General features: G+C 34.8%; 22 protein-coding genes and 1 pseudogene. 6 read left to right on the forward strand and 17 right to left on the reverse strand.

Translation table 11 applies throughout. The features are described from left to right. A pseudogene (locus tag GQ590_RS09010) lies at positions 1-85 on the forward strand (IS5/IS1182 family transposase); the annotation flags it as partial. A 303-nt stretch (positions 86-388) separates the two neighbouring features. Further along, complete coding sequence (locus tag GQ590_RS09015) at positions 389-604, forward strand: DUF4177 domain-containing protein (RefSeq protein ID WP_091120747.1); 216 nt, start codon at positions 389-391, stop codon at positions 602-604. A gap of 205 nt (positions 605-809) precedes the next feature. Here GQ590_RS09015 and GQ590_RS09020 read toward each other — a convergent pair whose 3' ends face one another. From GQ590_RS09020 to GQ590_RS09040, 5 genes are read right to left on the reverse strand one after another with little or no spacing between them, the layout of a single operon-like run. Then, complete coding sequence (locus GQ590_RS09020; RefSeq protein WP_160408341.1) at positions 810-1,193, reverse strand: multidrug efflux SMR transporter; 384 nt, start codon at positions 1,191-1,193, stop codon at positions 810-812. Then, the gene (locus GQ590_RS09025) at positions 1,193-1,513 is read right to left on the reverse strand and encodes an EamA family transporter (protein WP_237397847.1); all 321 of its coding nucleotides are present in this window, start codon (positions 1,511-1,513) and stop codon (positions 1,193-1,195) included. The genes GQ590_RS09020 and GQ590_RS09025 overlap by 1 nt, the downstream gene beginning before the upstream one ends. 23 nt (positions 1,514-1,536) lie before the next feature. Beyond that, positions 1,537-1,971 (reverse strand): zinc uptake transcriptional repressor Zur, encoded by a 435-nt coding sequence (gene zur / locus GQ590_RS09030; protein WP_160408337.1) that lies wholly within the window; start codon positions 1,969-1,971, stop codon positions 1,537-1,539. Between the two features lie 16 nt (positions 1,972-1,987). Continuing rightward, positions 1,988-2,266 carry an RnfH family protein gene (locus GQ590_RS09035; protein WP_160408334.1) on the reverse strand — a complete coding sequence of 93 codons (279 nt, stop codon included), beginning with the start codon at positions 2,264-2,266 and terminating at the stop codon, positions 1,988-1,990. A gap of 1 nt (position 2,267) precedes the next feature. Further along, complete coding sequence (locus GQ590_RS09040) at positions 2,268-2,729, reverse strand: type II toxin-antitoxin system RatA family toxin (RefSeq protein WP_160408332.1); 462 nt, start codon at positions 2,727-2,729, stop codon at positions 2,268-2,270. Between the two features lie 33 nt (positions 2,730-2,762). Here GQ590_RS09040 and smpB point away from each other — a divergent pair, with 33 nt between their 5' ends. Next, a complete protein-coding gene (gene smpB, locus GQ590_RS09045; RefSeq protein ID WP_160408330.1) occupies positions 2,763-3,245 on the forward strand; it encodes an SsrA-binding protein SmpB in 483 nt (160 codons plus the stop codon). 197 nt (positions 3,246-3,442) lie between these two features. Here smpB and GQ590_RS09050 read toward each other — a convergent pair whose 3' ends face one another. The 10 genes from GQ590_RS09050 to focA all read right to left on the reverse strand — a co-directional run bounded on the left by GQ590_RS09050 (position 3,443) and on the right by focA (position 17,081). Continuing rightward, positions 3,443-4,237 carry an ABC transporter ATP-binding protein gene (locus GQ590_RS09050; protein WP_065636159.1) on the reverse strand — a complete coding sequence of 265 codons (795 nt, stop codon included), beginning with the start codon at positions 4,235-4,237 and terminating at the stop codon, positions 3,443-3,445. A 2-nt stretch (positions 4,238-4,239) separates the two neighbouring features. Continuing rightward, complete coding sequence (locus tag GQ590_RS09055; protein ID WP_160408328.1) at positions 4,240-5,184, reverse strand: ABC transporter permease; 945 nt, start codon at positions 5,182-5,184, stop codon at positions 4,240-4,242. 60 nt (positions 5,185-5,244) lie between these two features. After that, on the reverse strand, positions 5,245-6,195 hold the full coding sequence (locus GQ590_RS09060) for an ABC transporter substrate-binding protein (RefSeq protein ID WP_160408345.1): 951 nt from the start codon (positions 6,193-6,195) through the stop codon (positions 5,245-5,247). 305 nt (positions 6,196-6,500) lie between these two features. Further along, complete coding sequence (locus GQ590_RS09065; protein ID WP_160408326.1) at positions 6,501-7,463, reverse strand: ABC transporter substrate-binding protein; 963 nt, start codon at positions 7,461-7,463, stop codon at positions 6,501-6,503. Positions 7,464-7,622: 159 nt separating this feature from the next. Further along, a complete protein-coding gene (fdhE, locus tag GQ590_RS09070) occupies positions 7,623-8,531 on the reverse strand; it encodes a formate dehydrogenase accessory protein FdhE (RefSeq protein ID WP_160408324.1) in 909 nt (302 codons plus the stop codon). A gap of 114 nt (positions 8,532-8,645) precedes the next feature. Next, positions 8,646-9,329: a formate dehydrogenase subunit gamma gene (locus GQ590_RS09075; protein WP_160408322.1), complete on the reverse strand. Its 684-nt coding sequence runs from the start codon at positions 9,327-9,329 to the stop codon at positions 8,646-8,648. Beyond that, entirely contained in the window at positions 9,322-10,296 is a 975-nt protein-coding gene (fdxH, locus tag GQ590_RS09080) for a formate dehydrogenase subunit beta (RefSeq protein ID WP_160408319.1), read from the reverse strand. The genes GQ590_RS09075 and fdxH overlap by 8 nt, the downstream gene beginning before the upstream one ends. Before the next feature lie 15 nt (positions 10,297-10,311). After that, complete coding sequence (gene fdnG / locus GQ590_RS09085; protein WP_160408317.1) at positions 10,312-13,380, reverse strand: formate dehydrogenase-N subunit alpha; 3,069 nt, start codon at positions 13,378-13,380, stop codon at positions 10,312-10,314. Between the two features lie 502 nt (positions 13,381-13,882). Beyond that, positions 13,883-16,165: a formate C-acetyltransferase gene (pflB, locus tag GQ590_RS09090; RefSeq protein WP_160408315.1), complete on the reverse strand. Its 2,283-nt coding sequence runs from the start codon at positions 16,163-16,165 to the stop codon at positions 13,883-13,885. Between the two features lie 67 nt (positions 16,166-16,232). After that, positions 16,233-17,081, reverse strand: a complete 849-nt coding sequence (focA, locus tag GQ590_RS09095; RefSeq protein WP_160408313.1) for a formate transporter FocA — start codon at positions 17,079-17,081, stop codon at positions 16,233-16,235. A 451-nt stretch (positions 17,082-17,532) separates the two neighbouring features. Between focA and argA the strand changes: the two genes are divergently transcribed. Next, a complete protein-coding gene (gene argA, locus GQ590_RS09100; RefSeq protein WP_160408311.1) occupies positions 17,533-18,861 on the forward strand; it encodes an amino-acid N-acetyltransferase in 1,329 nt (442 codons plus the stop codon). Positions 18,862-18,931: 70 nt separating this feature from the next. Here argA and GQ590_RS09105 read toward each other — a convergent pair whose 3' ends face one another. Beyond that, on the reverse strand, positions 18,932-20,521 hold the full coding sequence (locus GQ590_RS09105; RefSeq protein WP_160408310.1) for a hypothetical protein: 1,590 nt from the start codon (positions 20,519-20,521) through the stop codon (positions 18,932-18,934). Positions 20,522-21,043: 522 nt separating this feature from the next. Next, a complete protein-coding gene (locus GQ590_RS09110) occupies positions 21,044-22,402 on the reverse strand; it encodes a hypothetical protein (protein WP_160408309.1) in 1,359 nt (452 codons plus the stop codon). Between the two features lie 602 nt (positions 22,403-23,004). On the opposite strand from GQ590_RS09110, the gene GQ590_RS12925 reads away from it, so the two are divergent. After that, entirely contained in the window at positions 23,005-23,160 is a 156-nt protein-coding gene (locus tag GQ590_RS12925) for an HTH domain-containing protein (RefSeq protein ID WP_160408307.1), read from the forward strand. 657 nt (positions 23,161-23,817) lie between these two features. Further along, on the forward strand, positions 23,818-24,750 hold the full coding sequence (gene glyQ, locus GQ590_RS09120) for a glycine--tRNA ligase subunit alpha (protein WP_160408305.1): 933 nt from the start codon (positions 23,818-23,820) through the stop codon (positions 24,748-24,750). The last annotated feature ends 5 nt before the right edge of the window (positions 24,751-24,755 follow it).

Raw genomic sequence — 24,755 nt, forward strand, 5'->3', positions numbered from 1 at the left:
AACTCGATACGATAAGTTAGAAAGGAATTATGCCAGTATGGTATCACTGGCATTTATGTTAATGTGGCTGCCAATGTATTGTTGAATAATTTATGTACAGCAAAGTTCAACAGCCCCTAATTATGTTTAAATATAGCCTATTTTATTTATCCCACTTATAAAGGTTAGTTCTTGCTGTTGCATCGCTCATTGAATATCGCTAAAGAAAATTCTGTTGGGAACAGGTAATAATTAAAATAGTTAATAATTAACACGCAAACATAAATTAACGACAGCATATTTTAATAAAAAAAACCAAATTGTTATGTGATAGATACTAACGTTTAAAAAGTATATAATTTTACAAACTTTAATGTTAATTTAAGAAAGTACTGGAGATTTAATTGTTATGAAAGAATATAAGGTAGTTATTTATCAAGAAAATGCTTTTTCTTCATTTCTTTTTGGCGCAGCCAATGTTAATCCCGTTAGATTTTCCCAATTGTTAAATAGAAATGCTGAAGCAGGCTGGCGTGTAGTTACTATGGAAAGAGAGATTCGTCGCTTGTTCCTATTTTGGAAACGAGAAGCTCACATAGTTATCCTTGAACGTGACCGTATTTAAATAAACCGAAAATAATTTTTATTAACAAAATCTTTTTAGAAGTAATATTCTAAATTAATAATTATGAGGTTGAATATTAATATGCTTACTAAAGCATATTAATTTCACAAAATAGAATAAATTACTAAATTAAACAAATTAGAACCGTAATATTTTGTAAAAACTTTCAGAAAACACGGAGTTTTAGTATAAAAATAGAAGGGATTTATGATTTACGCTGCAATTTTTGCTCGGCTATAGCCAAAAAAACAATACCAATAATAATACATAATCCACCAAGCATGCGTGTGAATGTAATTTTTTCATCAAAAATAATCACCGATACTAGCATCACTGTAACCACCTGTAAATGAGATGCCGCAAAGGCCGGGCCAACTGGAGCTTTTTTTAATAGTATCATCCAAGTGATAAACGCTCCTGTATAACCCAAGATGATTAAATAAGCCCAACCATAAGAAAATACGCGGACTAACCAATCAAAACTGACTTCGAATGGTAAGGCTGATAGTGCGGTTAATTTAAAGCTAGTTTGGCCAAAAGTATCAAAAAATAGTAGTAAGATAAAACCAATAATATAAAATTTTTTCATTAAGTCAGCCCCACTAATATTACACCAGTAGTAATGAAAAATATCCCCACAATACGAAACAAAGTTAGATGCTCTTTAAATAAAATTCGCCCTGCTAACATAACGGTGATAATATTAAATGATCCCAATAAAATGCCTACTGATAATGGCACTTCACTTAAAAACGCCAACCAACAAATAAATCCAAGAAAATAAGTACCAAAACCGATCCATATCCAAATATTACTAAATAATGTTTGCCAATAACGTAAACCTTGCTTATTTTTGGAGGTGAGCGCGGCATACTTAAATGCAATTTGCCCAACGGTATCGCAAGCCATGTTAATTAGCCAAAGAAAAATAATTAAAGTTGACACTGCTGACAAAGTCCATGTATTTCAAGCACACTGTGCTTTATTAAAAACTGATTTTGGTGTGCGAGTTGTTTGAGTTGTTCTTCTATTTGTTCAGAATGTTTTTCAATAATTTGTTGGCATTTATCGCAAATAAATAAAATTGAAATATGTTCAGGATCTTGAAAATGTGGACAGATGATATAGCTATTAGAAGATTCCACTTTGTGGATAAAGCCTTGCTCAAGTAAAAACTCAAGTGCACGATAAATGGTCGGTGGTTTGGCTTGTGGCTCACTAACTTTGAGTAGATCTAACAGATCATACGCACTCATAGCTCTATTGGCCGTTAACATAATGTCTAAAACGGTTCGGCGTTGCGTTGTCAGTTTAATGCCACGCTTTTTGCATAAAGTTTCAATTTTTTCAATTAGTAGATTATGCATTTAGTTTCCTTTGCCTTTATCGATTGTTTTTTTGTGTCGCTTTTCTTCGTCTTATTTCTTTGGGGTCGTTGATTAATGGCCGATATATTTCAATGCGATCACCATTTTTTACCAATTGAGTCGGCTCACAACGCTTTCCGTAAATACCAATTAGATGTTCATCCAATTGGATTTGACATAATGATAAGATATTGGATTTTGTAATTGCTTGCAAGACATTCGTTTGTTCATCAACATTGCAATCAATGACTATTGAGTTATTGGGTAACGCATAAACAACTTGAATATTAATCATTTTAATAAATCTGCCTTGCTCGTTTTGAAAACGCATTAACCATGCCATTCATGACTTCTTTAAAGACAGGAGAAAAAGTCATATCTAATAATTTATTTTTGAACTCAAAATCTAAATTAAAACTGATTTTACTTTGGTTTTCCGTAATTTTAACAAATTGCCACCGGCCTGATAATTGTTTAAATGGACCTTCTAAAAGCGTAATATCAATTGAATTAGGTTCATTGATTTGATTTAATGTGGTGAACGATTTTTTGAAACCAAACTTTTCAACCTCAATAAATGCGGCAATAATATTATCTTGTTTTTTAATAATACCTGTTGCAATACAATCTGGAATAAATTCTGGATATTTTTCAATATCGTTGACTAAAGCAAACATTTGCTCAACTGAATAAGGCTCGATAACTTCGCGAAAAACATGTACCATAATAATAAAATAAAAAAATAAAATTAGTAGCATATAATATCACGTAACTCTATAATAACGCACATTATGAATAAGAAAAAATCACACAAGCCTGGTTCGGCAACTATTGCATTAAATAAACGTGCACGTCATGAGTACTTCATTGAAGAAGAGATCGAGGCGGGATTATCTCTGCAAGGTTGGGAGGTAAAATCACTGCGCGCAGGCAAAGCCAATATTAGCGACAGCTATGTTTTGCTAAAAGATGGTGAGGCATGGTTATTTGGGGCAACTATTACTCCGTTAAATGTTGCTTCAACTCATGTCATTTGCGAACCTATGCGCAACCGTAAATTACTGCTAAATGAACGTGAACTCAACTCGTTATTTGGTCAAATTAACCGCCAAGGTTATACCGTTGTTGCCCTTTCTTTATATTGGAAGAATGCGTGGGCGAAAGTGAAAATTGGGGTAGCCAAAGGTAAAAAAGAATACGATAAACGAACAGATATTAAAGAACGTCAATGGCAAGTTGATAAAGCTCGGATAATGAAAAATTCCAATCGGTAATACTACAGTGTTAATTTATTGAAAGCTTTTATGGTGGCTTATAATTTCTAACTTAATTAAACATCTGCTTTAGCTTACAATTTTTAGTTTCTATTTCTTCCAAATCACGGTAAGTAGCAGATGTTACTAGAATAAAATGTGTCTCTATAATTATCAAAAAACAATATCTAACCAAGACACTGCTTTTTGATTTATTATTAACCTAAAAGTAAAGCATCGTCGGTAACCTTTTCACCGCGTGTCTGTTCAAACATGGCTAAAAGGTCAGTGATAGTTAATTTTGTACGCTCTTCGCCCGATACATCAAGCACCACTTGCCCCTGATGCAGCATGACGGTTCGGGTGCCATATTCCAAGGCTTGTTTCATTGAGTGAGTTACCATCATGGTCGTTAATTTGTTTTGTGACACCATTTGATCGGTAAGATCTAGAACAAATTGCGCAGTTTTAGGATCAAGTGCCGCTGTGTGCTCGTCTAGAAGTAGTATTTTAGACGGTTGTAAAGTTGACATTAATAAGCTAACAGCTTGCCTTTGCCCACCAGAAAGTAGTCCCATCATGTCGGTTAGTCGATTTTCCAAGCCTAGGTTTAGCATCGCTAATTTATCTTTAAATATTGAGCGTGCTTTACGGTTAAGTGCGGAAGATAATGTAAATTTTTTACCTCGGTTATAAGCAATAGCAAGGTTTTCTTCAATCGTTAGGTTTTCACAAGTTCCAACCATTGGATCTTGAAATACTCGAGCAACCATACCTGCGCGTTTCCATGCTGGCCAACGAGTAACATTTTTATCATTGATGACAATAGAGCCTGAATCAGTTAGCAAATCACCACTAATTGCGTTAAGTAACGAGCTTTTCCCTGCACCGTTACTACCAATGATAGTGACAAACTCTCCTTCGCTGATGTTAAGATTTAACCCTCGTAATACATGATTTTCAATCGGTGTACCTTGATTAAAGGTTAATTGTAATTGTTCTGCTTTAATCATGTTTACTTTCCTCTTTTTTTAGAGAATTTTTTTAACTGCTTTGGTAAGACAAGAGCCAACACAACTAATATTGCTGTAATAAGGTTTAGGTCTTCTGTTCCAACCCCTATATCTTGTAGCAATTCATTACTTAATGCGAAAGCAATAAATAAGCGATACAAGATAGATCCAAAAATAACCGAAAGCATAACAGCCCAAATACGTTTTGTTGGAAAAATGCTTTCACCAAGTATAATTGAGGCTAGTCCAATAACGATTGTACCAACACCAATAGTAATATCCGCACTTCCTTGCGTTTGAACAAATAACGAACCACCTAAAGCAATTAAACCATTTGATATTGCCATACCAAGGATTGTAATTCCATCAGTTGGAATACCTTGAGATTTTGCCATTCGTGGATTTGTGCCTGTTGCTCTTAAAGCAAGCCCTTTTTGGGTATTTAAAAACACATTTAGTAACATCCAAAATACAATTACAAATCCTAAGATCATTATGGGTTGTACTATATATTGATTACTAAAATCGTCAGAAATAAACGGTGAAAAAATAGTATTTTGACCGAGTAATGAAAGATTAGGCGAACCTGCAAGCCTCGTTGTTTCATTCATAACATAAGGCCCAATACCTAATATTCTTAAATTGATAGAATAAAGCCCTATCATGACAATAATACTAGAAAGCAATTGTAAAATATTGAGTTTAACGTATAAAAGCCCTGTCATTGCTCCCGCTAGACAACCAACAAACATACCTAATAGTGTTGCGATCCAAGGGTCGATACCTATATAAATACATAATCCACATATTGCGCCACCAAGAGGAAAGCTCGCATCAGCAGTAAGATCAGGAAAATCCAGTAAACGAAACGAAATAAATACACCTAAACTAACAAGTGCATAAATAAGCCCAATCCCCATTGAGCCAAATAAAAATTCAAAAGACATGAAAAAATCCATTAAAGTTAACCGCCAAGGCTGGCGGTTTAGTTATAAAAAAATAAAACATTATTTTTCGACAATTTTTGCGGCTGATTTTAATATATCTTCAGATAAAGTGACACCTTGGCGTTCAGCTGCTTTTTTGTTAATTGTTAGTTGAGTAATATTACCCACTTGTGGTGGAATATCGCCCGGTTTTTCGCCATTAAGGATGCGAATAACAATTTTACCTGCTTGTCGACCAAGATCATAATAACTCATACCTAAAGCAGCAATAGCACCACGTTCTGCAGATTCAGGATTAGAAGCAATAAGAGGAATTTTACTTTCATTAGCTACTTTAGCTAAAGCCTCATAAGCAGAAACCACATTATTATCTGTTGTTGTATAGATTAAATCCACTTTACCTTTTAAGCTTCTCGCTGCAGTTGAGATATCAGAAGTGCGTTGTGCAGGTGCAGCAATAATTTTCATACCTCTTTTTTCTAGCTCATCTTGTAATTGTTTAAGTATGATTGTTGAATTAACTTCGCTTGGGCTATAAACATAACCAATATTTTTAGCATCTGGTTTAATTTTAAGCATCATATCAATTTGAAAATCCAGTGACAGTGCATCAGACACACCAGTTACATTCGTTTTTGATGCTTCCCAGCTTGATGTTAATTTAGCTGCAACAGGATCTGTGACAGCCGTAAAAACAATAGGAATAAGTTTTGTTGTTGCAACTAATGCTTGCGAACTTGGAGTTGCAATACCAACGATAACATCAGGTTTACTTGCTGCAAATTGTTTAGCAATTTGCGCTGCATTTGCACTACTGCCTTGTGCACTAGCAAATTGTAGTTTTAAATTTTCCCCATTAATATAACCGTTATCTTTTAATTCATCTTCAACACCTTTACGTACATTATCTAATGCTGGGTGTTCAACGATGGCTGTAATGGCTACAAATTTTTGTTCAATTTTAGGATTTGCTGAAGAATAAAATGCTACAAGCGGTACACTAAGCAGCATAAAAAGTCTAATAATAAAATTACGCATAGAAAGCACTCCTGTAATATTTTTTTTACAACCAAGCTCAATATTAAGCTACTATAAAGCAAAAATAGATAATTTTCTAGAGTAAAAACAGGTTTGCTGTAAATATTTCATTACAGAAATGAAGGGTTATTAAAGAAGTGATGTTGATAAGGGGGATTTTAGCATTAGACTAAAGTCGGTAGTTAGTGATATTTATCTATTGGGAATGATCCTTTGCCATATCAAGTGCCTTACTCGCTCAGCGAGCAAGGCTTATTATTTGTTTAGTGGTATTAAATTTAATGATTACCGATGACTTTATCGGCAGACTCAATCACTTCAGGCGTAAAAGTAATTCCTTGTTTTTTAGCCGCATCAATATTAATGACAAGGCGAAGAGCTTGCCCTAATTCTGGGGCAATAGTACCTACTGCTTCACCTTTTAATATACGTACAACAAGCTTACCTGATTGACGACCTACATCGTAATAACTCATTCCGTATGCAGCAACGGCTCCTCGTTCAATCGCATCAGGAAACGATGCTAAAAGGGGAATTTTATTTTCATTAGCAAATTTGACTAAAGACTCATAAGCGGAAACAACATTGTTATCCGTTGTAGTATAGATTAAATCAACTTTACCTTTTAATGAAAATGCAGCTGTTGAAATGTCTGCTGTTCGTTGAGCAGGTACTGCAAAAAGAGCAATTCCTTGTTCTGCCAGTAGAGTTTGCAGGTGTTTTAATACCACTGTTGAGTTTATTTCGCTCGGGCTATAGATATAACCGACTGATTTAACGTTAGGTACAATTTTTTTCATAAAATCAATTTGTGGGCCTATTTCTTGATAATCAGACACGCCAGTAATATTGGTACCTGTTGGCTTCCAATCTTTGGTTAGTTTAGCTGCTATGGGATCGGTAATACCTGCAAAGACGATAGGAATTTGTTTTGTAGCCGCTGCTGTTGCTTGTGCACTTGGTGTTGCAATTGCAACAATAACGTCAGATTTAGCTGAAATAAATTGCCTTGCAATTTGGGCTGCAGTTGCACTACTTCCTTGTGCGCTTTTATATTGAATAGTTAAATTTTCATTTAATTTATAACCACTATCTGTTAATTCATCTTTAACACCATCGCGAATTTGATCTAATGAAGGATGTTCAACAATTGCCGTAATGGCAACATTTTTCATTGTATCAGCAAAACTATAAAAAGGCACAAGCAATATCATTATTATCAATAAAGTAAAACGTCTCATAAAACACACTCACAAACTAGTACAATAATTCCATTGTAGCCCTTTTATCTTCAAAAGTTAAGTTGTATTTTATGACTTAACCATTGTTGTTAACAAAGCTGTTATAAAGTGGTAATCAATAATCATAAATTTCTTTTAATCATTATGTTATAGTGATTTTTATTGAGCGAATATAAAAGGATTTATTCCACTTTTAGTAAAACCTTCTTCTTCTGTTTTAATATCTAATATTAATGAAGCAATGTCATCGGCAATGATTTCAATGTGTGGATCTTTATCTTGATCGAAGATTTTTAAATAGCTATGACAAGCATCACAGCATTCTGTTTTGGTGGAGGATAATTCGTTATCAAGCGAAAAGTATTGAATATCTTTCATGTTATCACAGCAGGTACATTTTATTCTAGGCACATACCATTGGCTTTCACATAAACTGCAATGTAAATAGCGCAGGCCATTGTTGCTGCCTAATTGGATGATACTAGCCACAGGTATGCTATTACATACAGGGCATAACCAGCTTTTATCTGTGCTTTCTGCTATTGCTTTGCCTTTAATTTGGCTTGCGAGTTGACTGTAATAAACCGACAACGCAGCCCAAATAAATATTGCTTCGTTGCCCTCTACATGAGCAAACTCATGATTGAGTAGATGTAGGGCTTTATCTTGTAGCTGCTGAACACTATTTTTTTTAAGTTGCTCAATGACTAATGTTATCTGTTCAGTTGTTGCTGTTATCGAACTTAATAAGTGGTTGAGGTATTGTTGCCAACTTGTGGACAATGGTAGGTTGCTTAAACTTAATGGTGGATTTTCGTTGTTAAGATATTCAGGCAAATCAAAATTAATAAGATTTTGTTTCACTAAATTAGCTTGTTGTTCGGCGATTATAGCGCAAAAATTTAAATAATCACTAAATGGATTATTGGTTGCCAAGGTTTTTAAGCGCTTTGCTCGATGTGCATAAATGGTTTTTGGTGATGGGTAAAACAGTAATGGAATTTGCCTAATAACTGAGTTTGATGCATGTTGTTCAAGTTGTTTTTGTGGGATGATTTTTATACTCATTATTAGTTACCATTGATGATTATTTTATCCATAATAGATTTATCTATATAGACAATATCGCTGATTAATATCAGCGATATTGTTATTTAATTGAAAATTGCTTATAAAAATTTTTTATTCAGGTTTGGTTGCTTGTTCAGTTTTTAATTCAGCTTTTAATTTTAGCTCTTCTTGATAGATTTTTTCCATTTCTTCTTCATACCAAGTTGAATGGTTTTTACAAGCCCAAGCACGCGATACATAGCCGGTTATCATTCCTTTAATTGAACCTTTAACCCAAATTGCCATATAAGCATGGCCAATTGCAAGTAGAATTAGGCCAATTGCGGCAAGTGAATGGAAAAATATCGCAATACGAACAACTGGAACAGAAAAATTATCAGCAAAATAGCGGCGCCACATGATGAGGCCTGTAACAAATAAAACTAAAATTAACCCCATAATGCACCAGAATAAAAATTTCTGACCCACATTATATTTACCTATTGGAATGCCTCTTTCTTTACCTAAAATCACATGTTTAAAGTTTTTAATCCATAAAAGATCATCTTTATTAGGAATATTATGATGAGCCAATTTTAAAAACATAAACATTAGTAAGATAAAAACAACACAGCCTAAAATAGGGTGTAATTCTCTGACTAATTGAGGTGTGCCAAGAAATAATCCAAACAGTTTAATTGATGGAAAAAACAGCGACAAACCTGATAATGCAGTTAAAATAAACAGACACACCATGCACCAATGACAGAAGCGAACAATAAGTGGTGTTCTTAATATCATGCTTTTTTTATTCATGACGATTCTCCTGTTGCGGTAAGTTATCACTATTTTTACATTCAACAACTGGCAAGCCTAATTTTTTTCGTGCTTGCTTATCTGCTTCTTTTTCGTATTCAATATCATCTTCATCGACATCAATTGCACCAACACCCATATAGTGGAATAGTAAACCACCAAAAGTGGCAACAAATGCTGCGGCTGAAAGTGGTTTCCAAACACCTTTCCAAAATTTAACAATTTCGCTAATTTGTGGATCTTTAGGTAGACCATGATAAAGTTCTGGTTGATCTGCATGGTGTAAAACATACATCACATGCGTGCCACCAACACCTTGTGGGTCATAAAGCCCCGCATTTTCAAACCCTCGTTTTTTCAAATCGGCAATTCTGTGTTCAGCGTGGCGAATCATGTCTTGTTTTGTGCCAAAATGAATAGCACCCGTCGGGCAGGTTTTTACGCACGCTGGCTCTTGTCCAACAGCAACGCGATCTACGCACAAAGTGCATTTATAAGAGCGGTTATCTTCTTTACTAACTCTTGGAATGTTAAACGGACAACCAGCAATACAGTAACCACAACCAATACAATGTTCTGATTGAAAATCCACAATACCATTTGCGTATTGAATAATAGCACCTTCGGAAGGGCAAGCTTTTAAGCACCCAGGATCTGAGCAGTGCATGCAACCATCTTTACGGATCAGCCATTCAAATTTACCATTAATTTCAACTTCCGAATAACGCATTACTGTCCAAGCTTTGGGTTCTAAGTCAGCGGGATTATCATAAACGCCGACAGTATTGCCAATTTCAGCTCGCAAATCGTTCCATTCGCTACAGGCAACTTGGCACGCTTTACAGCCGATACATGTTGTTACATCAATTAATTTTGCGACTTCTTGTTGATAATCGCGGGCTCGTGGCGCTGGTGTTAATGCGTTGGTTCCTGAGCGGCGAATAATATCTTGTGTTTGTAATGACATAATTGCTCTTCCTCCTTATGCCGCACTGGTAACTTTTTCGATATTGACTAAGAATGATTTATATTCTGGTGTTTGTGAATTAGCATCACCTAAATGAGGTGTTAATTCATTAACCAAAAATCCTTTCTTTGTTTGCCCTGTGAATCCCCATACAATCGGAATTCCTATGGTTTCAATCTCTTTACCATCCACGGTTAATGTAGGAAGACGTTTTGTCACAACAGCTTTGGCTTTGATATAGCCCCGATATGAAGTCACTTTAACCGTATCACCTAATTTGATACCTTTTTTATTGGCTAAATTTTCACTTAGTTCAATAAATTGCTCTGGTTGAGTTATCGAAGCTAACCTTGCATGCTGTGTCCAGAAGTGGAAATGTTCTGTGATGCTATAAGTCGTACCAACGTAAGGAAATTCGCTAGCATTCCCTAAGCGAGCCAAATCTTCTTTAAATGCTCGTGCAACTGGACTGCTTATTTGATTTGGATGCAATGGATTATTGGTAATAGGTGTTTCAAATGGTTCATAATGCTCAGGGAATGGTCCATCGACTAATCGATTTAAACAAAATAATCCACCTAAACCATCGTTATTCATGATAAAAGCACCTGCACCAGCACTTGGCGATAATGTTGCCGTAAAATCAGGAACATCATTACCAACCCAGCTTGAGCCATTCCATTTTACTAAAACTCGTTTAGAATCCCATGGTTTGCCGTTTTCATCTGCTGAGGCACGATTATAAAGTACACGTCGATTCATTGGCCATGCCCAAGCCCAACCAGCATGAACGCCTTTGCCTGATGGATCGCTTGGATCTCGCCTTGCCATTTGGTTGCCTTGCTCAGTCCAAGAACCGCAAAATATCCAAATACCTGATGAAGTTGTTCCGTCTGCCTTTAATTGAGAAAAACCACTGAGTAACTGGCCTTTTTTAAGAATAACATTTCCATTTGCATCAGTGATATCTGCAAGTGCACGTCCATTATAATCTTTGGCTAGCTCTTCGGCCGCTGGACCTTCAGGATTTTGATAATCCCAAACTAAATTATCAATTGGCTCGTGATAAGCGCCCCCTTCTTCGGCATATAGCTCTTTAATTCTTAAAAAGATACGCGCAATAATTTCAGGATCATATAATGCTTCGTAAGGTGGTCTAGCTGCTGCCCAATGCCATTGTAGCCAACGAGAAGAGTTAACAATTGTTCCGTTTTCTTCAGCAAAACAGTTTGATGGTAATCTAAATACTTCGGTTTGAATTTTGCTAGAATCCACATCATTTGATTCACCGTGGTTTTTCCAAAATTCCGCGGTTTCGGTCGGCATAGGATCGATGCTAACTAAGAATTTTAAGTTAGATAAACCTTCACGAATACTATTTTTATCGGGTAGTGCAGCAAGTGGATTAAAGCCTTGGCAAATAAAACCATTGGCTTGTCCATCACGCATCATTTTACTGAATCTTAAAACATCATAGGTTTTATCCCATTTTGGTAACCAATCAAATCCCCAATCGTTATCTTGAGTCGATTTATCACCGTACATTGATTTCATAAAACTGACAAAGAATTTTGGATAATTTCCCCAAAAATTCACTTCACTTGGACCGAGTGGTTTTGGTGTTTTTTCATCTAGATACTGAGTAAGTGAAACTTGAGATTCTTTTGGTAAATCAAGATAAGCAGGCAGACGATTTGACAATAAACCTACATCAGTTAAACCTTGAATATTTGAATGCCCACGCAGTGCATTAATGCCTCCACCCATAACACCAATATTGCCTAAAAGAAGCTGAATCATGGCAGCAGTACGGATAATTTGTGAGCCATAAGTGTGCTGAGTCCAACCTAATGCATATAAAAAGGTTGCGGCTCTATCATTGGTTTTGGTACTAGCAAGTGAGCGGCAGACATGTAAAAAGCCATCAATTGGGCTACCAGTTACCTTATTGACCATTTCGGGTGTATAACGGCTAACGTGTTGTTTTAATAAATTCCAAACACAACGAGGATGGCTTAGTGTTTTATCCCGAAGTGCGTAACCATTTTCATCTTTTTGATATGCCCAACTAGTTTGATCGTATTGACGATTAGTTGCATCATAGCCACTAAACAATCCGCTATTGGCATCAAAATTAAAATCATCACGCACAATTAAACTAGCATTACTGTGTGTTACCAAATACTCAAAGTTAACTTCGTTGTGAGTAATCAGATAATTAATAATACCAAGTAAAAAAGCAATATCAGATCCTGAACGAATCGGTACATAGTGATCGGCAACTGAAGCCGTTCGCTGAAAACGAGGGTCAATAACAATTAGTTCTGCGCCATTATTAATTTTAGCTTCAATTGCCCATTTAAAACCAACTGGATGGGCTTCTGCGGCATTACCGCCCATGACAATAACAACATTGGCGTTTTTGATATCATTCCAGTTGTTAGTCATTGCTCCTCGACCAAATGTAGCTGCTAAGCTAGATACAGAAGGGCCATGGCAAACTCGTGCTTGAGTTTCAAGGCTTAACATACCTAATGCACGAGCAACTTTAAATGCTAACCAGCCTGTTTCGTTACTTGCAGCCGATGTAACAAGCCACCCTGTTGTTGTCCAGCGGTTAACTGTTATACCTTTCTCATTTTTCTCAATAAAATTTTTATCTCGGTCAGCTTTCATCAAACGAGCTATACGGTCAATGGCCTCATCCCAACTTATTTTTTGCCATTTATCAGAACCTGGCGCGCGGTATTGGGGGTATTTAACACGATTTTCACTTTTTATAAAGTCAAGCACGCCAGCACCTTTAGGACAAAGTGAGCCACGACTAACAGGATGATCAGGATCGCCTTCTATGTGAAATATAGATGATTCGGCATTTTTAGCGCCATCACCGCGACTATAAAGTAGCATTCCACAACCAACTGAACAGTAAGTACAGTTGTTACGGGTTTCTTTGGATTTGAGTAATTTAAATTGGCGAGTTTGTGCAAACGCGACATTCGGCGTTAGCCCTAGCGTGGCTACTGTTGTTCCTGCCATACCTCCTGCGCAGATCTTAAAGAACTGCCTACGGTTAAATAGCATATGGACTCCTTAAAAAGCTGACATTACATTATTTGATTTATTGTATTGGAAGTTATTAACGTCCTTATTAATTGTAATGATAATATTTAATGGCATGGAAATAAAGGGAAAAACGGATATGAATTCACAAAGTTTGATATATATCAAAAAATAAATCTTCAACAGCTTAATTTATGTCACATATGGTAAAAAATAATATTAATATAAAAAAAGTTTCAGAAAAACTAGGTTTCAGTATAAATACGTTTTTGGATAAAAAAGAATTTTTGTGATCGATTTAAAAAAGAAATCCTAAAAAATAGGCTATTTTAGACTCTAATTTACTTTCAATAGTTAAAGGCTATATCTTCTTGTTGATTTTTATACAATAGCCCTGTGGACATTATATAATTTTCCACGGGGCTATTATGAAAGATTAGATAATAAAAATAACTATCCAATTTAGTCAACTTATTATTAAACTCAATAAGTTGACTTCAAGCTAGTGCTCATTTATCACACATTACATTGATTGGGTAAATGTCCGACTAATTACGTCTTTTTGTTGTTCTTTTGTTAAAGAATTAAAACGTACTGCATATCCAGAAACACGAATTGTTAATTGTGGATATTTTTCAGGATGTTCCATTGCATCTAATAATGTTTCACGATTTAACACGTTAACATTTAGATGTTGACCACCTTCAATTGTCGCTTCATGATGGAAATAACCATCCATTAAGCCAGCTAAATTACGTTTACGCACATCATCATCTTTACCTAACGCATTTGGAACGATAGAGAAAGTATATGAAATACCATCTTTAGCATAAGCAAATGGAAGTTTAGCAACAGAAGTTAATGAAGCAACCGCACCTTTTTGGTCACGACCGTGCATTGGGTTAGCACCTGGTCCAAATGGTGCGCCAGCACGACGTCCGTCAGGCGTATTACCTGTTTTCTTACCGTATACAACATTTGATGTAATAGTAAGTACTGATTGAGTAGGAATAGCATTACGATAAGTTTTAAGTTTTTGAATCTTCTTCATAAAACGTTCAACTAAATCAACAGCGATATCATCAACTCGTGGATCATTGTTACCGAATTGTGGGTACTCACCTTCGATTTCAAAGTCAGTCGCTAAACCATCTTCATCGCGAATTGTTTTCACTTTTGCATATTTAATTGCAGAAAGTGAGTCAGCAGCAACAGAAAGACCTGCAATACCACATGCCATAGTACGAATAACATCACGATCGTGTAATGCCATTAATGACGCTTCGTAGCTATATTTATCATGCATATAGTGAATAGCATTTAATGCAGTTACATATTGTTTTGCTAACCAATCCATAAAGTGATCTAAACGAGCAAACACAGTATCAAAATCTAAATACTCATCAGTGATTGGTGCTTCTTTAGGACCTACTTGCATTTTTAATTTTTCATCAACACCACCATTGATTGCGTATAGAAGTGTTTTAGCAAGGTTAGCACGTGCACCAAAGAATTGCATTTGTTTACCAACGATCATTGGGCTTACACAACATGCGATAGCGTAGTCATCATTGTTAAAGTCTGGACGCATTAAATCATCGTTTTCGTATTGTAATGATGATGTATCGATTGAGACTTTTGATGCGAACTCTTTAAATCCACTTGGTAATTGTTCAGACCAAAGGATAGTCATATTTGGTTCTGGTGAAGGCCCCATTGTATATAAAGTATTTAAGAAACGGAAAGAAGTCTTAGTTACTAATGTACGACCATCAACACCCATACCAGCGATAGATTCAGTTGCCCAAATTGGATCGCCTGAGAATAACTCATCATATTCAGGAGTACGTAAGAAACGAACCATACGTAATTTCATTACAAAGTGGTCAACAATTTCTTGTGCGTCTTTTTCAGTGATTAAACCAGCGGCAAGATCACGTTGGAAATAGATATCAAAGAAAGTTGAAGTACGACCTAAAGACATAGCCGCACCATTTTGTGATTTAACCGCAGCTAAATAACCAAAATATGTCCATTGAACAGCTTCTTGTGCTGTTTTTGCAGGTCCAGAAATATCAAAGCCATATTTAGCAGCCATTTCTTTAATTTGACCAAGTGCACGATGTTGCTCAGCGATTTCTTCACGACGTTGCATAGTCATTGCTAAATCAACACCATTTTCAAAATCAGCTTGTAATGAATTGAATTGAGCAAATTTGTCTTGCATTAAATAATCAATACCGTAAAGTGCCACACGACGGTAATCACCAATGATACGACCACGACCGTAAGCATCAGGAAGACCAGTGATAACACCAGATTTACGACAACGAAGGATATCAGGAGTATAGATATCGAAAACACCTTGGTTATGAGTTTTACGATATTCAGTGAAGATTTTTTTGACTAAAGGATCAAGCGTTCTGTTATAAGCTTTACAAGAATTTTCGATCATTTTGATACCACCAAACGGGATAATTGCACGTTTTAGTGGTTTTTCAGTTTGTAAACCAACAATTTTTTCTAAATCTTTTTCGATATAACCTGCATCATGAGCAGTAATTGTCGAAATAACACTTGTATCAAAATCCACAGGAGCATGGGTCGCATTTTCAACTTTAATGCCTTCCATTACTTTATCCCATAACTTAGTTGTAGCTTCTGTTGCACCAGCTAAGAAAGATTCATCGCCCTCGTATGGCGTGTAGTTTTTTTGAATAAAATCGCGGACATTAACATTATTTTGCCAATCACCATCTTTAAATCCTTTCCAAGCAACTGCTTGTACTTCGTTCAAATTACTCATAATTTTCACCTCAGGTTTACAAAAATAACTATTTATCCTTTAACATATAAGGGTAAATATTATAAAATCAATGTGGCTTGCGTAAATATAAAGCCCAATAAGGTAGCGCGACCGCTAAACCACCTAAAATATTCCCGATTGTAACTGGAATTAAATTGTTAAATATAAAATGCGTTACAGTTAAATCTTTAAATGTATCTGGCGCTACATTAACGGCTTGCCAAAATTCAGGGGAAGCAAAATTATTAATCACAATACCCATTGGTATCATAAACATATTAGCAATGCTATGCTCAAAACCACTAGCAACAAACATAGCGACAGGAAGAACCATGATTAACATCTTATCAAGTAAGCTACGGCCAGCATAACTTAGCCATGCAGCCAAGCAAACCATTAAGTTAGCTAAAAAACCAAGGAATACCGCTTCAACAAAAGTATGATGTAACTTGTGATCGGCAGTTTGCAATACATTCAATCCCCACTGTCCGTTAGCTACCATATACTGACCTGAAAGCCAAATAATCATTACAAACAGTATAGCACCAATAAAGTTACCAATATAGACCAAAATCCAATTACGGAACATTTTTAACCAACTTACTTTATGCGTCATTCTTGGTAAGATAGTCAACACGGTTGAAGTAAAAAGATCAGCGCCACAGCAAACAACTAGCATTAAGCCTAATGAAAAGCAAATACCACCGACTAATTTAGCCAAACCGAACGCAACGGTTGCAGTGCCAGTTGTAACGGTAATATAAAAAACAAACGCAATAGAGATAAAAACACCTGCAAGCATTGCAGATAAAATCGTGCTACATGGGTGTTTATTTACTTTGTAGTTGCCAATGTCTTCGGCAATTTGTGTCATTTGTGCGGGGGAATAGGAATCCACAAGTTTATCAGTACGCAAACTAACATCCTCAAAAAAACTAGGGGTTTATGGGACGCATAGTATACTCAAAATTTGAAGCAGATCACGTTTTTTTATTAAAAAAAATTATAAAACAAAAAAATCATTAATTATTAAAGAAGTTACTTATAGTAAAAAATTAATTAGCTAAGTTTTCTGGAAAAATTTATCTGCTCTTGATGTTCTAACCTCGCTTAACATAAAAAAGCAACAAATAAAAAAGATAAGCTGAGTATAACTAGCAATTTATAACACTTAATGTAGAAATTCCTAATTAGGATGATGTTAATTGAATATAAATGCTAATATAAATAGTGTGATTTTTTATGTATTAGTTACGATAACTATTGATTGTTTGACAAATTTTATGCTTAATTTTTTAAAAAACATCTTGCGATCAAATCAAAAATAAATAAAATCTGAATAAATATTCATTTTAAAAGGGTGCGAAATGAAAGAGCGAACAACGGAATTAGTTGAAGGATTACGACATTCAGTACCTTATATCAATGCACATCATGGTGAAATATTTGTTATTTTGCTCACGGGTGCTGTTTTAAAAAGTAATAATTATTCAAGTATCATTAATGATATTGGACTACTTTACAGCCTTGGTATCAAACTGGTTATTGTTCATGGTGCTCGTAATCAAATTGATGAATCTCTTATAAACCATAAAATCCAACCTAAATATCACAAAAATACTAGAATTACCGATGCAAGAACTTTAGATATTGTTAAACAGGTCACAGGCCTGCTACAACTCAATATCACAGCAAGTTTATCAATGAGCTTAAATAATACCCCACTGCAAGGTGCACATATCAGTGTTGTTAGTGGTAATTTTGTGATTGCACAACCTTTAGGGGTTGATGATGGTGTTGATTATTGCCATACAGGAAAAATTCGTCGTATTAATAAAGAGTCCATAGAAAAGCAGTTGGAACAAGGCTCTATTGTATTGTTAGGCCCTGTTGGTGTTTCTGTTACTGGTGAAAGTTTTAATTTAGCTTCTGAAGATATTGCTGCTGAAGTGGCTATTCGCTTAAAAGCCGATAAATTAATCAGTTTTTGTGCAGAACAAGGCGTGTTAGATGAACATGGTCATGTTATCACTGACCTTTATCCTGTCGATGCAGATAATTATATCAATCAAAAAGAACAGCAAGGCAAACATTTATCCAGTGAAGTTCGTTTTTTGCAAGCAGCATCGAAAGCATGTCGTAGTGGTGTTAGACGAAGCCATTTGGTAAGTTATTTGGTTGACGGTTCGATTTTACAAGAATTATTTTCGCGTGATGGAATTGGGACACAAGTTGCAATGGAACACTCTGAACAAGTTCGTTCGGCAAGAATTAACGATATCGGTGGAATTTTAGAGCTTATTCGACCGCTTGAAGAGCAAGGTATTTTAGTTAAACGTTCACGTGAACAACTAGAGATGGAAATTGATAAATTTACCATTATTGAACGTGATAATATGACCATAGGTTGTGCTGCGCTTTACCCTTATCCTGAAGAAAAAATGGGCGAAATGGCCTGTGTGGCGATTCATCCTAATTATCGAAACTCATCTCGAGGAAACATCCTAATTGAGAAATTAATAGAACAAGCAAAGCAGTTAGGACTTGAAACAATCTTTGTCTTAACGACACGTAGCATTCACTGGTTTAGAGAAAAGGGCTTTAGCCCTGCAGAAGTAGATGATTTACCAATTAAAAAGAAACAACTTTATAATTATCAACGAAATTCAAAAATTTTAATGTTTAATATTATTTAATTTTTTATAAAGCAATTAAGGGCACCCTTTTTATTAGAACGTTAAAAAAGAAGCCCTTACTTATCGGGCATTAGTAAATTTTTTTACCGCAAACAGCCCGTTTAATTTCATAACGCCCCCACGCACTTGGAAATGATATCATACCATCATGGTTTGAAACCACTATACCTTCTTCTGTAGTCGGTTTTTGATTAATATCTGTGGTTTGGTGCGATTCACTAGTAAAATACCAAGCATAATCCCAATTTGATTTTGGATAAGTAGGCGATAGACCATAATGCTCAGCTTTAAGTGTTCTTCCCCACTCGCCAAAAACACCTAAACCAATACCTCGTGTAAATACATTATATACACGGCCTTGATAACTATCTAAATTGTCTCTTGCAAAACTTGAAGCACTATTTAAATCCTTACGCTCTAATAATTTCATAGGGCTTGTGCATTTTAAGCTTGCTTGTTCTTGATCGGCTACATATCCAGGTTGCGGTTCAACCCATAGATCTAATGTAAAGTTATAATTATCATGGAAATTATGGTCTGATTTTAATGTTGCTGTAATGGTAACATCTTTAACTGGCCCTTTTAAAGTAACAATGCCATCTGCATCAACCTCGACAAGGCTATTATTAGTTGTAAAGGTATAATCTTCTTGTTTTCCACTCATAACGAGTTGGAACTGCGCACCCAAAAAACCTGTCGTTGGAAAATGCTTTCTTGACACAGTAGGTTTAACTTTAAAACCTTGATTTATTACATAATCATCAGTATGACCACCGCCCACCTCAGGATTAGGTTTATCTTTCTCTATACCGTTAAAACCTGCTCCAGTTAAATTCCATTGATCATCAATTCCAGTTTCATCAACTGAACGCCACTGAGTATTGGGATCTAAAATAGTTGCATTTGGCTTTGCAAAACAGGCTTTAGCAATCATTATCTTATATGTTTTGGTTATTGGTTTTTCTTGGGATGATATTGTAATGCTACTTACAGGATCACTTTCGTTAGGGTCACCATATGTTGTTTTAACTTTAATATCCCTTGCTGTAATTTCTAATTGTAAAGGCATAGTATATTTAGGGTTACAAATAGCATTATCGTAATCATTTTCACTAATAATGTGCCCATCACTGTCTTTCCAAATAGGTATAAGCGTACTTGTAATTGGTGTAGTTGGATCAAAAGCATCGCCATCAAAATCAAAATAATCACCATTAAGATCATCTTTTGACGTTCTAGGTGTAAAAAAGCTTTTTATAACAAAATCACTAAGTTTAGTATTTTCATCAAAATACTTAGTTTTATCACTTGTTATATTTCCCTTTAGTTCACTATAATCGTTTCCTTTATAGTTAAATCCAAGTTTATTTATTGTTGTTTCGTTTGCAAAAAACTGTGGTTTAGTTCCTTGAATTGTGTGGGAAGTTGTGGATGAAATTGCTGCATTAGCCACATTAAAACTATTCAATACAAAAATAGTAGAAAAAAAACCTATCTTTGCAATTTTTCGTTTAGTATTGAAAGTCGTATTTAAAGGAAAAAATGGGTATCTGCAACTCTCATTTAAATCCAAAGTTAAGTGAGAATTGAACTTTTCTAAAAAATGATATTTTATTCCACTTAAAAAGCCTGAATGACATCTTCTATTATCTTGTTTCATATTTAATTCCCTGTTATTTACAATTCAATAATCAACAATAAGCTATTAAAGATAATTTTCGTTTTCTATTATTGACTGTTTTTTCGGACAGACAGAATAAAATTAGTACAAATCAGTTATAAAAATTAATCAAATATTTCTTCAGTTACTACGCTTTAATTTAGAAATTATTCAAACTTATTACTATAATTTAAGAAACTACTGTAATAAATACATATAAAAATAAATTTTAACTGCTTTATTAACTTTTATAATAGGATTAAAACCACATAAAGTAATTTCGATAAAATACCTTATCGGTTTTTAGAAGATTATTTTCATCATTATTATAAACAACCCGATGTTTTTCTATAATAGAAAACTTAGAATTAGAATAAGCTCATCGGGCTGTTACGTATAACGAAAACAAAATGTTAGGACTCCTCTTATATAAAAACCAAAGAAAAGTCCTTTTTAGCAGAAATTATAAAGATTTTTAAAAGGCTCTTTAAATACCTTTCTTACTAGTTAAACAAGGGTTAACTATAAATGTTTACCACAAACCGCCCATTTAGGTTCATCACGCCCCCATGCACTTGGAAATGATATCATGCCATCATGAGCTGAAACCACGATTCCTTCCATAATAGGTTGATTCTCGCTATCAGTGGTTGGGTGATTTTCATTTGTAAAATACCAACCAAAATTCCAGTTTGACTGTGGATAAGTAGGCGGTATAACTCCATATGCTGCTTTTAACGGTCTTCCCCACTCGCCCAAAACACCTAAACCAATACCTCGAGTAAATATATTATATTTACGGCCTTGATGATTATTTAAATTCGCACTTGCAAAAATGGAAGCATTATTTAAATCTTTGCGTTCTAATAATTGCATAGGGCTGGTACATTTTGATCTTGCTTCTGCTTGGTTAGCTGCATATCCAGACTGAGGTTCAACCCATAGATCTAATGTAAACTTATAATCATAATGAATGTTACTGTCTGATTTTAGCTTTGCAGAAATAGTGACCTCTTTAACTGGACCTTTTAAAGTAACAATACCATCTTTATCCACGGGTGCTTGATCACTACTACTTGTAAAAGTATAATCTTGCTGTATTCCGCCCATAACCAGTTGGAACTGCGCACCAGGAAATCCAGTGGTTGGAAAATGTTTGTTAGCCACTTTTGGTTCAACTTTAAAACCTTGGTTTATTACATAATCATCAGTATGACCACCGCCCACCTCAGGATTAGGTTTATCTTTATCTATACCGTTTAAGCCTGCTCCCGTTAGATTCCATTTAGCATCATTTTCGCTCTTATCATTTTTAACTGAACGCCATTGAGTTTTAGGATCTAAATTGATTCCATTTGGCTTAGCAAAACATGTTTTAGCAATCGCGATTTGATATGTTTTGCTAATGCTGCTTACCGGATCACTTTCTTTAGGATCGCCATATTCTGTTTTAACTTGAATATCTTTTGCTGTAATTTCTAATTGTAAAGGCATTTTGTATTTATTATGACTACACGCAATATTATCATAATCCGCTTGATCAATAGTTTTACCGCTACTATCTTTCCAAACATGTGTCAGATCACTTGTAATTGGCGTGACAGGATCAAAAGCATCACCATCAGAATCAAAATAATCACCCTTAAGGTCATCTTTTGACGTTCTAGGTGTAAAATAACTCTTTATAACAAAATCACTAAGTTTAGTATTTTCATCAAAATACTTAGTTTTATCACTTGTTATATTTCCCTTTAGTTCACTGTAATCGTTTTCTTTATAGCTAAATCCAAGTTTATTTTTTGTAGTCTCGGTTGCAAAAAATAGTGGCTTAGTTCCTTGAATTGTCTGGGAAGTTGTGGATGAAATTGCTGCATTAGCCACATTAAAACTATTTAATGCAAAAATAGCAGAAAAAAAACTTATTTTCGTAATTTTCCTTTTTGTATTAAATACAGAAGATACACCTACGAAATCTTTATTTAAACCCAAAGTGAATCGAGAATGGATATTATTAAAAAAATAATATTTTGTAAAAAAGCTCGGATAATCCTTTATATTTTGTTTCATATTTATTTCTCAATTATTTATTATTAATAATCAGCAATAGATTATTAAAGTTAATTCTTATCAATTAAAAATCGCGTCAATTATTTAAACAACAATAATAATAAAGATCTCTAATCTTTATTATCGCTTATTTTTATCTATCTATCAAAACAAAATCAATATTAATCGAATATAAAACAATCAAAGATGTTTTTTTGTTTTACTAAGCTTTAAGTTAGCATATAAACATTAAAAACATGACATTTTTTATATTATTTTAGAGTATAACCTATTTTTATTTGTTTTTATATTACTCAAATAGTATTAAATATAGAAATAATTTTCGCTTTCTACAGTAATTTAAGAAAAAACTGTTATTTGCGAAAAGTCAAATATAACTAAAAAACAAAACTAACGCCTTATCACAGACAAGAGATATGCGCTTATATCATAAAGAAAAAATAACCGTCAATTATTTGGCTAAACGCTTTATAGTCAGTCGCGTAGCCATTTATAACGTACTAAAGAAAGCCCGATTGAAGCTGTTTGTACCTTTGACCAGTAAAAATGAACGTTATAAAACCATCAGTTAGCGGATTAAACGTCAGGTTAAAGTCGAAAGCTTCATTGAAGATAAACTAAGACGGCAAGCTAAAGGCGATAACAAAACCTATCGGGTGAAATACTACACGTTGATACCAAAGGTTTATCTTTACTTAAAAATAAAACAAAACATCAAGTTAGAGAATGTTTGATTTTATTTATCTATACGATTTATTTTTATTTTTTACATAAACAGGGGGCGTTCCTGAAAGTTTTTCACAAAACTAAGGCTGTCTTTGTTGCTTAGATAAATGTTTATTTAGATAAACTATGCGGTAATCAACATATCAAGCAAAAATCTACCAAACCAATGGAAAAGCCGAAATAGTGATACGTACGTTAATGGGAAGTTGCAGAATCAGCCAATATAGCCACTCAAAAGAGAGAAAACAAAAGCTTAAGCATTTTATTAATTTTTATGATGCCGTTAAACCGCATAAAGTAATTTTACGAAAAACGCCTTATGTGTTTTTAGTGGATTAGTTTAATCATAAAGTGTAAACAACGCGAAGCATTCCTACAAATAACCTAATTGGGTAATATATCAAACAATGTAAAATTAGACATTTCACAAGTATTGATAAAAAGTATAATATATAGCACTATTTAAATTATCGAAAAACCAATTCAACCATAAAGATAACATCATGCAAAAGTTTAATGTCAAAACCTTTCAGGGGTTAATTCTTACGTTACAAGATTATTGGGCTAATCAGGGGTGCTGTGTGATTCAGCCTTTAGATATGGAGGTCGGTGCAGGGACTTCTCATCCAATGACATGTTTACGAGCGCTGGGACCTGAGCCAATTAATGCCGCTTATGTTCAACCATCACGCCGCCCTACCGATGGTCGCTATGGCGAAAACCCAAACAGGCTTCAGCATTATTATCAATTTCAAGTTATCTTAAAACCTTCGCCCGATAATATCCAAGAGCTGTATTTAGGTTCGTTAAAACAATTAGGTCTTGATCCAACTGTTAACGATATCCGTTTTGTTGAAGACAATTGGGAAAACCCAACCCTTGGCGCATGGGGGCTTGGTTGGGAAGTTTGGTTAAATGGGATGGAAGTAACTCAATTTACCTACTTTCAACAAGTTGGAGGGCTTGAATGTAAGCCTGTTACTGGTGAAATCACTTATGGACTTGAACGTTTAGCAATGTATATTCAAGGCGTGGATAGTGTTTATGATTTAGTCTGGAGCGATGGTGCATTCGGTAAGACAACCTATGGTGATGTGTTTCATCAAAACGAGGTTGAGCAGTCAACGTATAATTTTGAATATGCCAATGTTGAGTTTTTATTTTATTGTTTTGAGCAACACGAAAAAGAAGCTAAGTTTTTACTTGAGTTAGAAAAACCACTTCCGTTACCTGCTTATGAACGTATTTTGAAAGCCGCCCACTGTTTTAATTTGCTTGATGCTCGTAAGGCGATTTCGGTCACGGAGCGTCAACGTTATATTTTGCGTATTAGGACGTTAACAAAAATGGTGGCCGAGGCATATTATGCATCTCGTGAAGCACTTGGCTTCCCTATGTGCCAAAATTCACAATCTAACGAAAGTGCATCAAAGTAGGAATT

The sequence above is a fragment of the Gilliamella sp. Lep-s35 genome (genome assembly GCF_009795845.1).
Classification (GTDB): Bacteria; Pseudomonadota; Gammaproteobacteria; order Enterobacterales; family Orbaceae; genus Gilliamella.

Coding starts and splice junctions, on each gene's coding strand:
- smpB (WP_160408330.1), top strand. CDS start 2,763: ATGAATAAGAAAAAATCACACAAGCCTGGTTCGGCAACTATTGCATTA.
- GQ590_RS09055 (WP_160408328.1), bottom strand. CDS start 5,184: ATGTCTTTTGAATTTTTATTTGGCTCAATGGGGATTGGGCTTATTTAT.
- pflB (WP_160408315.1), bottom strand. CDS start 16,165: ATGAGTAATTTGAACGAAGTACAAGCAGTTGCTTGGAAAGGATTTAAA.
- fdhE (WP_160408324.1), bottom strand. CDS start 8,531: ATGAGTATAAAAATCATCCCACAAAAACAACTTGAACAACATGCATCA.
- GQ590_RS09075 (WP_160408322.1), bottom strand. CDS start 9,329: ATGAATAAAAAAAGCATGATATTAAGAACACCACTTATTGTTCGCTTC.
- fdxH (WP_160408319.1), bottom strand. CDS start 10,296: ATGTCATTACAAACACAAGATATTATTCGCCGCTCAGGAACCAACGCA.
- GQ590_RS12925 (WP_160408307.1), top strand. CDS start 23,005: ATGCGCTTATATCATAAAGAAAAAATAACCGTCAATTATTTGGCTAAA.
- GQ590_RS09065 (WP_160408326.1), bottom strand. CDS start 7,463: ATGAGACGTTTTACTTTATTGATAATAATGATATTGCTTGTGCCTTTT.
- GQ590_RS09050 (WP_065636159.1), bottom strand. CDS start 4,237: ATGATTAAAGCAGAACAATTACAATTAACCTTTAATCAAGGTACACCG.
- GQ590_RS09020 (WP_160408341.1), bottom strand. CDS start 1,193: ATGAAAAAATTTTATATTATTGGTTTTATCTTACTACTATTTTTTGAT.
- GQ590_RS09025 (WP_237397847.1), bottom strand. CDS start 1,513: ATGGCTTGCGATACCGTTGGGCAAATTGCATTTAAGTATGCCGCGCTC.
- zur (WP_160408337.1), bottom strand. CDS start 1,971: ATGCATAATCTACTAATTGAAAAAATTGAAACTTTATGCAAAAAGCGT.
- GQ590_RS09035 (WP_160408334.1), bottom strand. CDS start 2,266: ATGATTAATATTCAAGTTGTTTATGCGTTACCCAATAACTCAATAGTC.
- GQ590_RS09105 (WP_160408310.1), bottom strand. CDS start 20,521: ATGAAACAAGATAATAGAAGATGTCATTCAGGCTTTTTAAGTGGAATA.
- GQ590_RS09015 (WP_091120747.1), top strand. CDS start 389: ATGAAAGAATATAAGGTAGTTATTTATCAAGAAAATGCTTTTTCTTCA.
- GQ590_RS09040 (WP_160408332.1), bottom strand. CDS start 2,729: ATGCTACTAATTTTATTTTTTTATTTTATTATTATGGTACATGTTTTT.
- fdnG (WP_160408317.1), bottom strand. CDS start 13,380: ATGCTATTTAACCGTAGGCAGTTCTTTAAGATCTGCGCAGGAGGTATG.
- argA (WP_160408311.1), top strand. CDS start 17,533: ATGAAAGAGCGAACAACGGAATTAGTTGAAGGATTACGACATTCAGTA.
- GQ590_RS09060 (WP_160408345.1), bottom strand. CDS start 6,195: ATGCTGCTTAGTGTACCGCTTGTAGCATTTTATTCTTCAGCAAATCCT.
- glyQ (WP_160408305.1), top strand. CDS start 23,818: ATGCAAAAGTTTAATGTCAAAACCTTTCAGGGGTTAATTCTTACGTTA.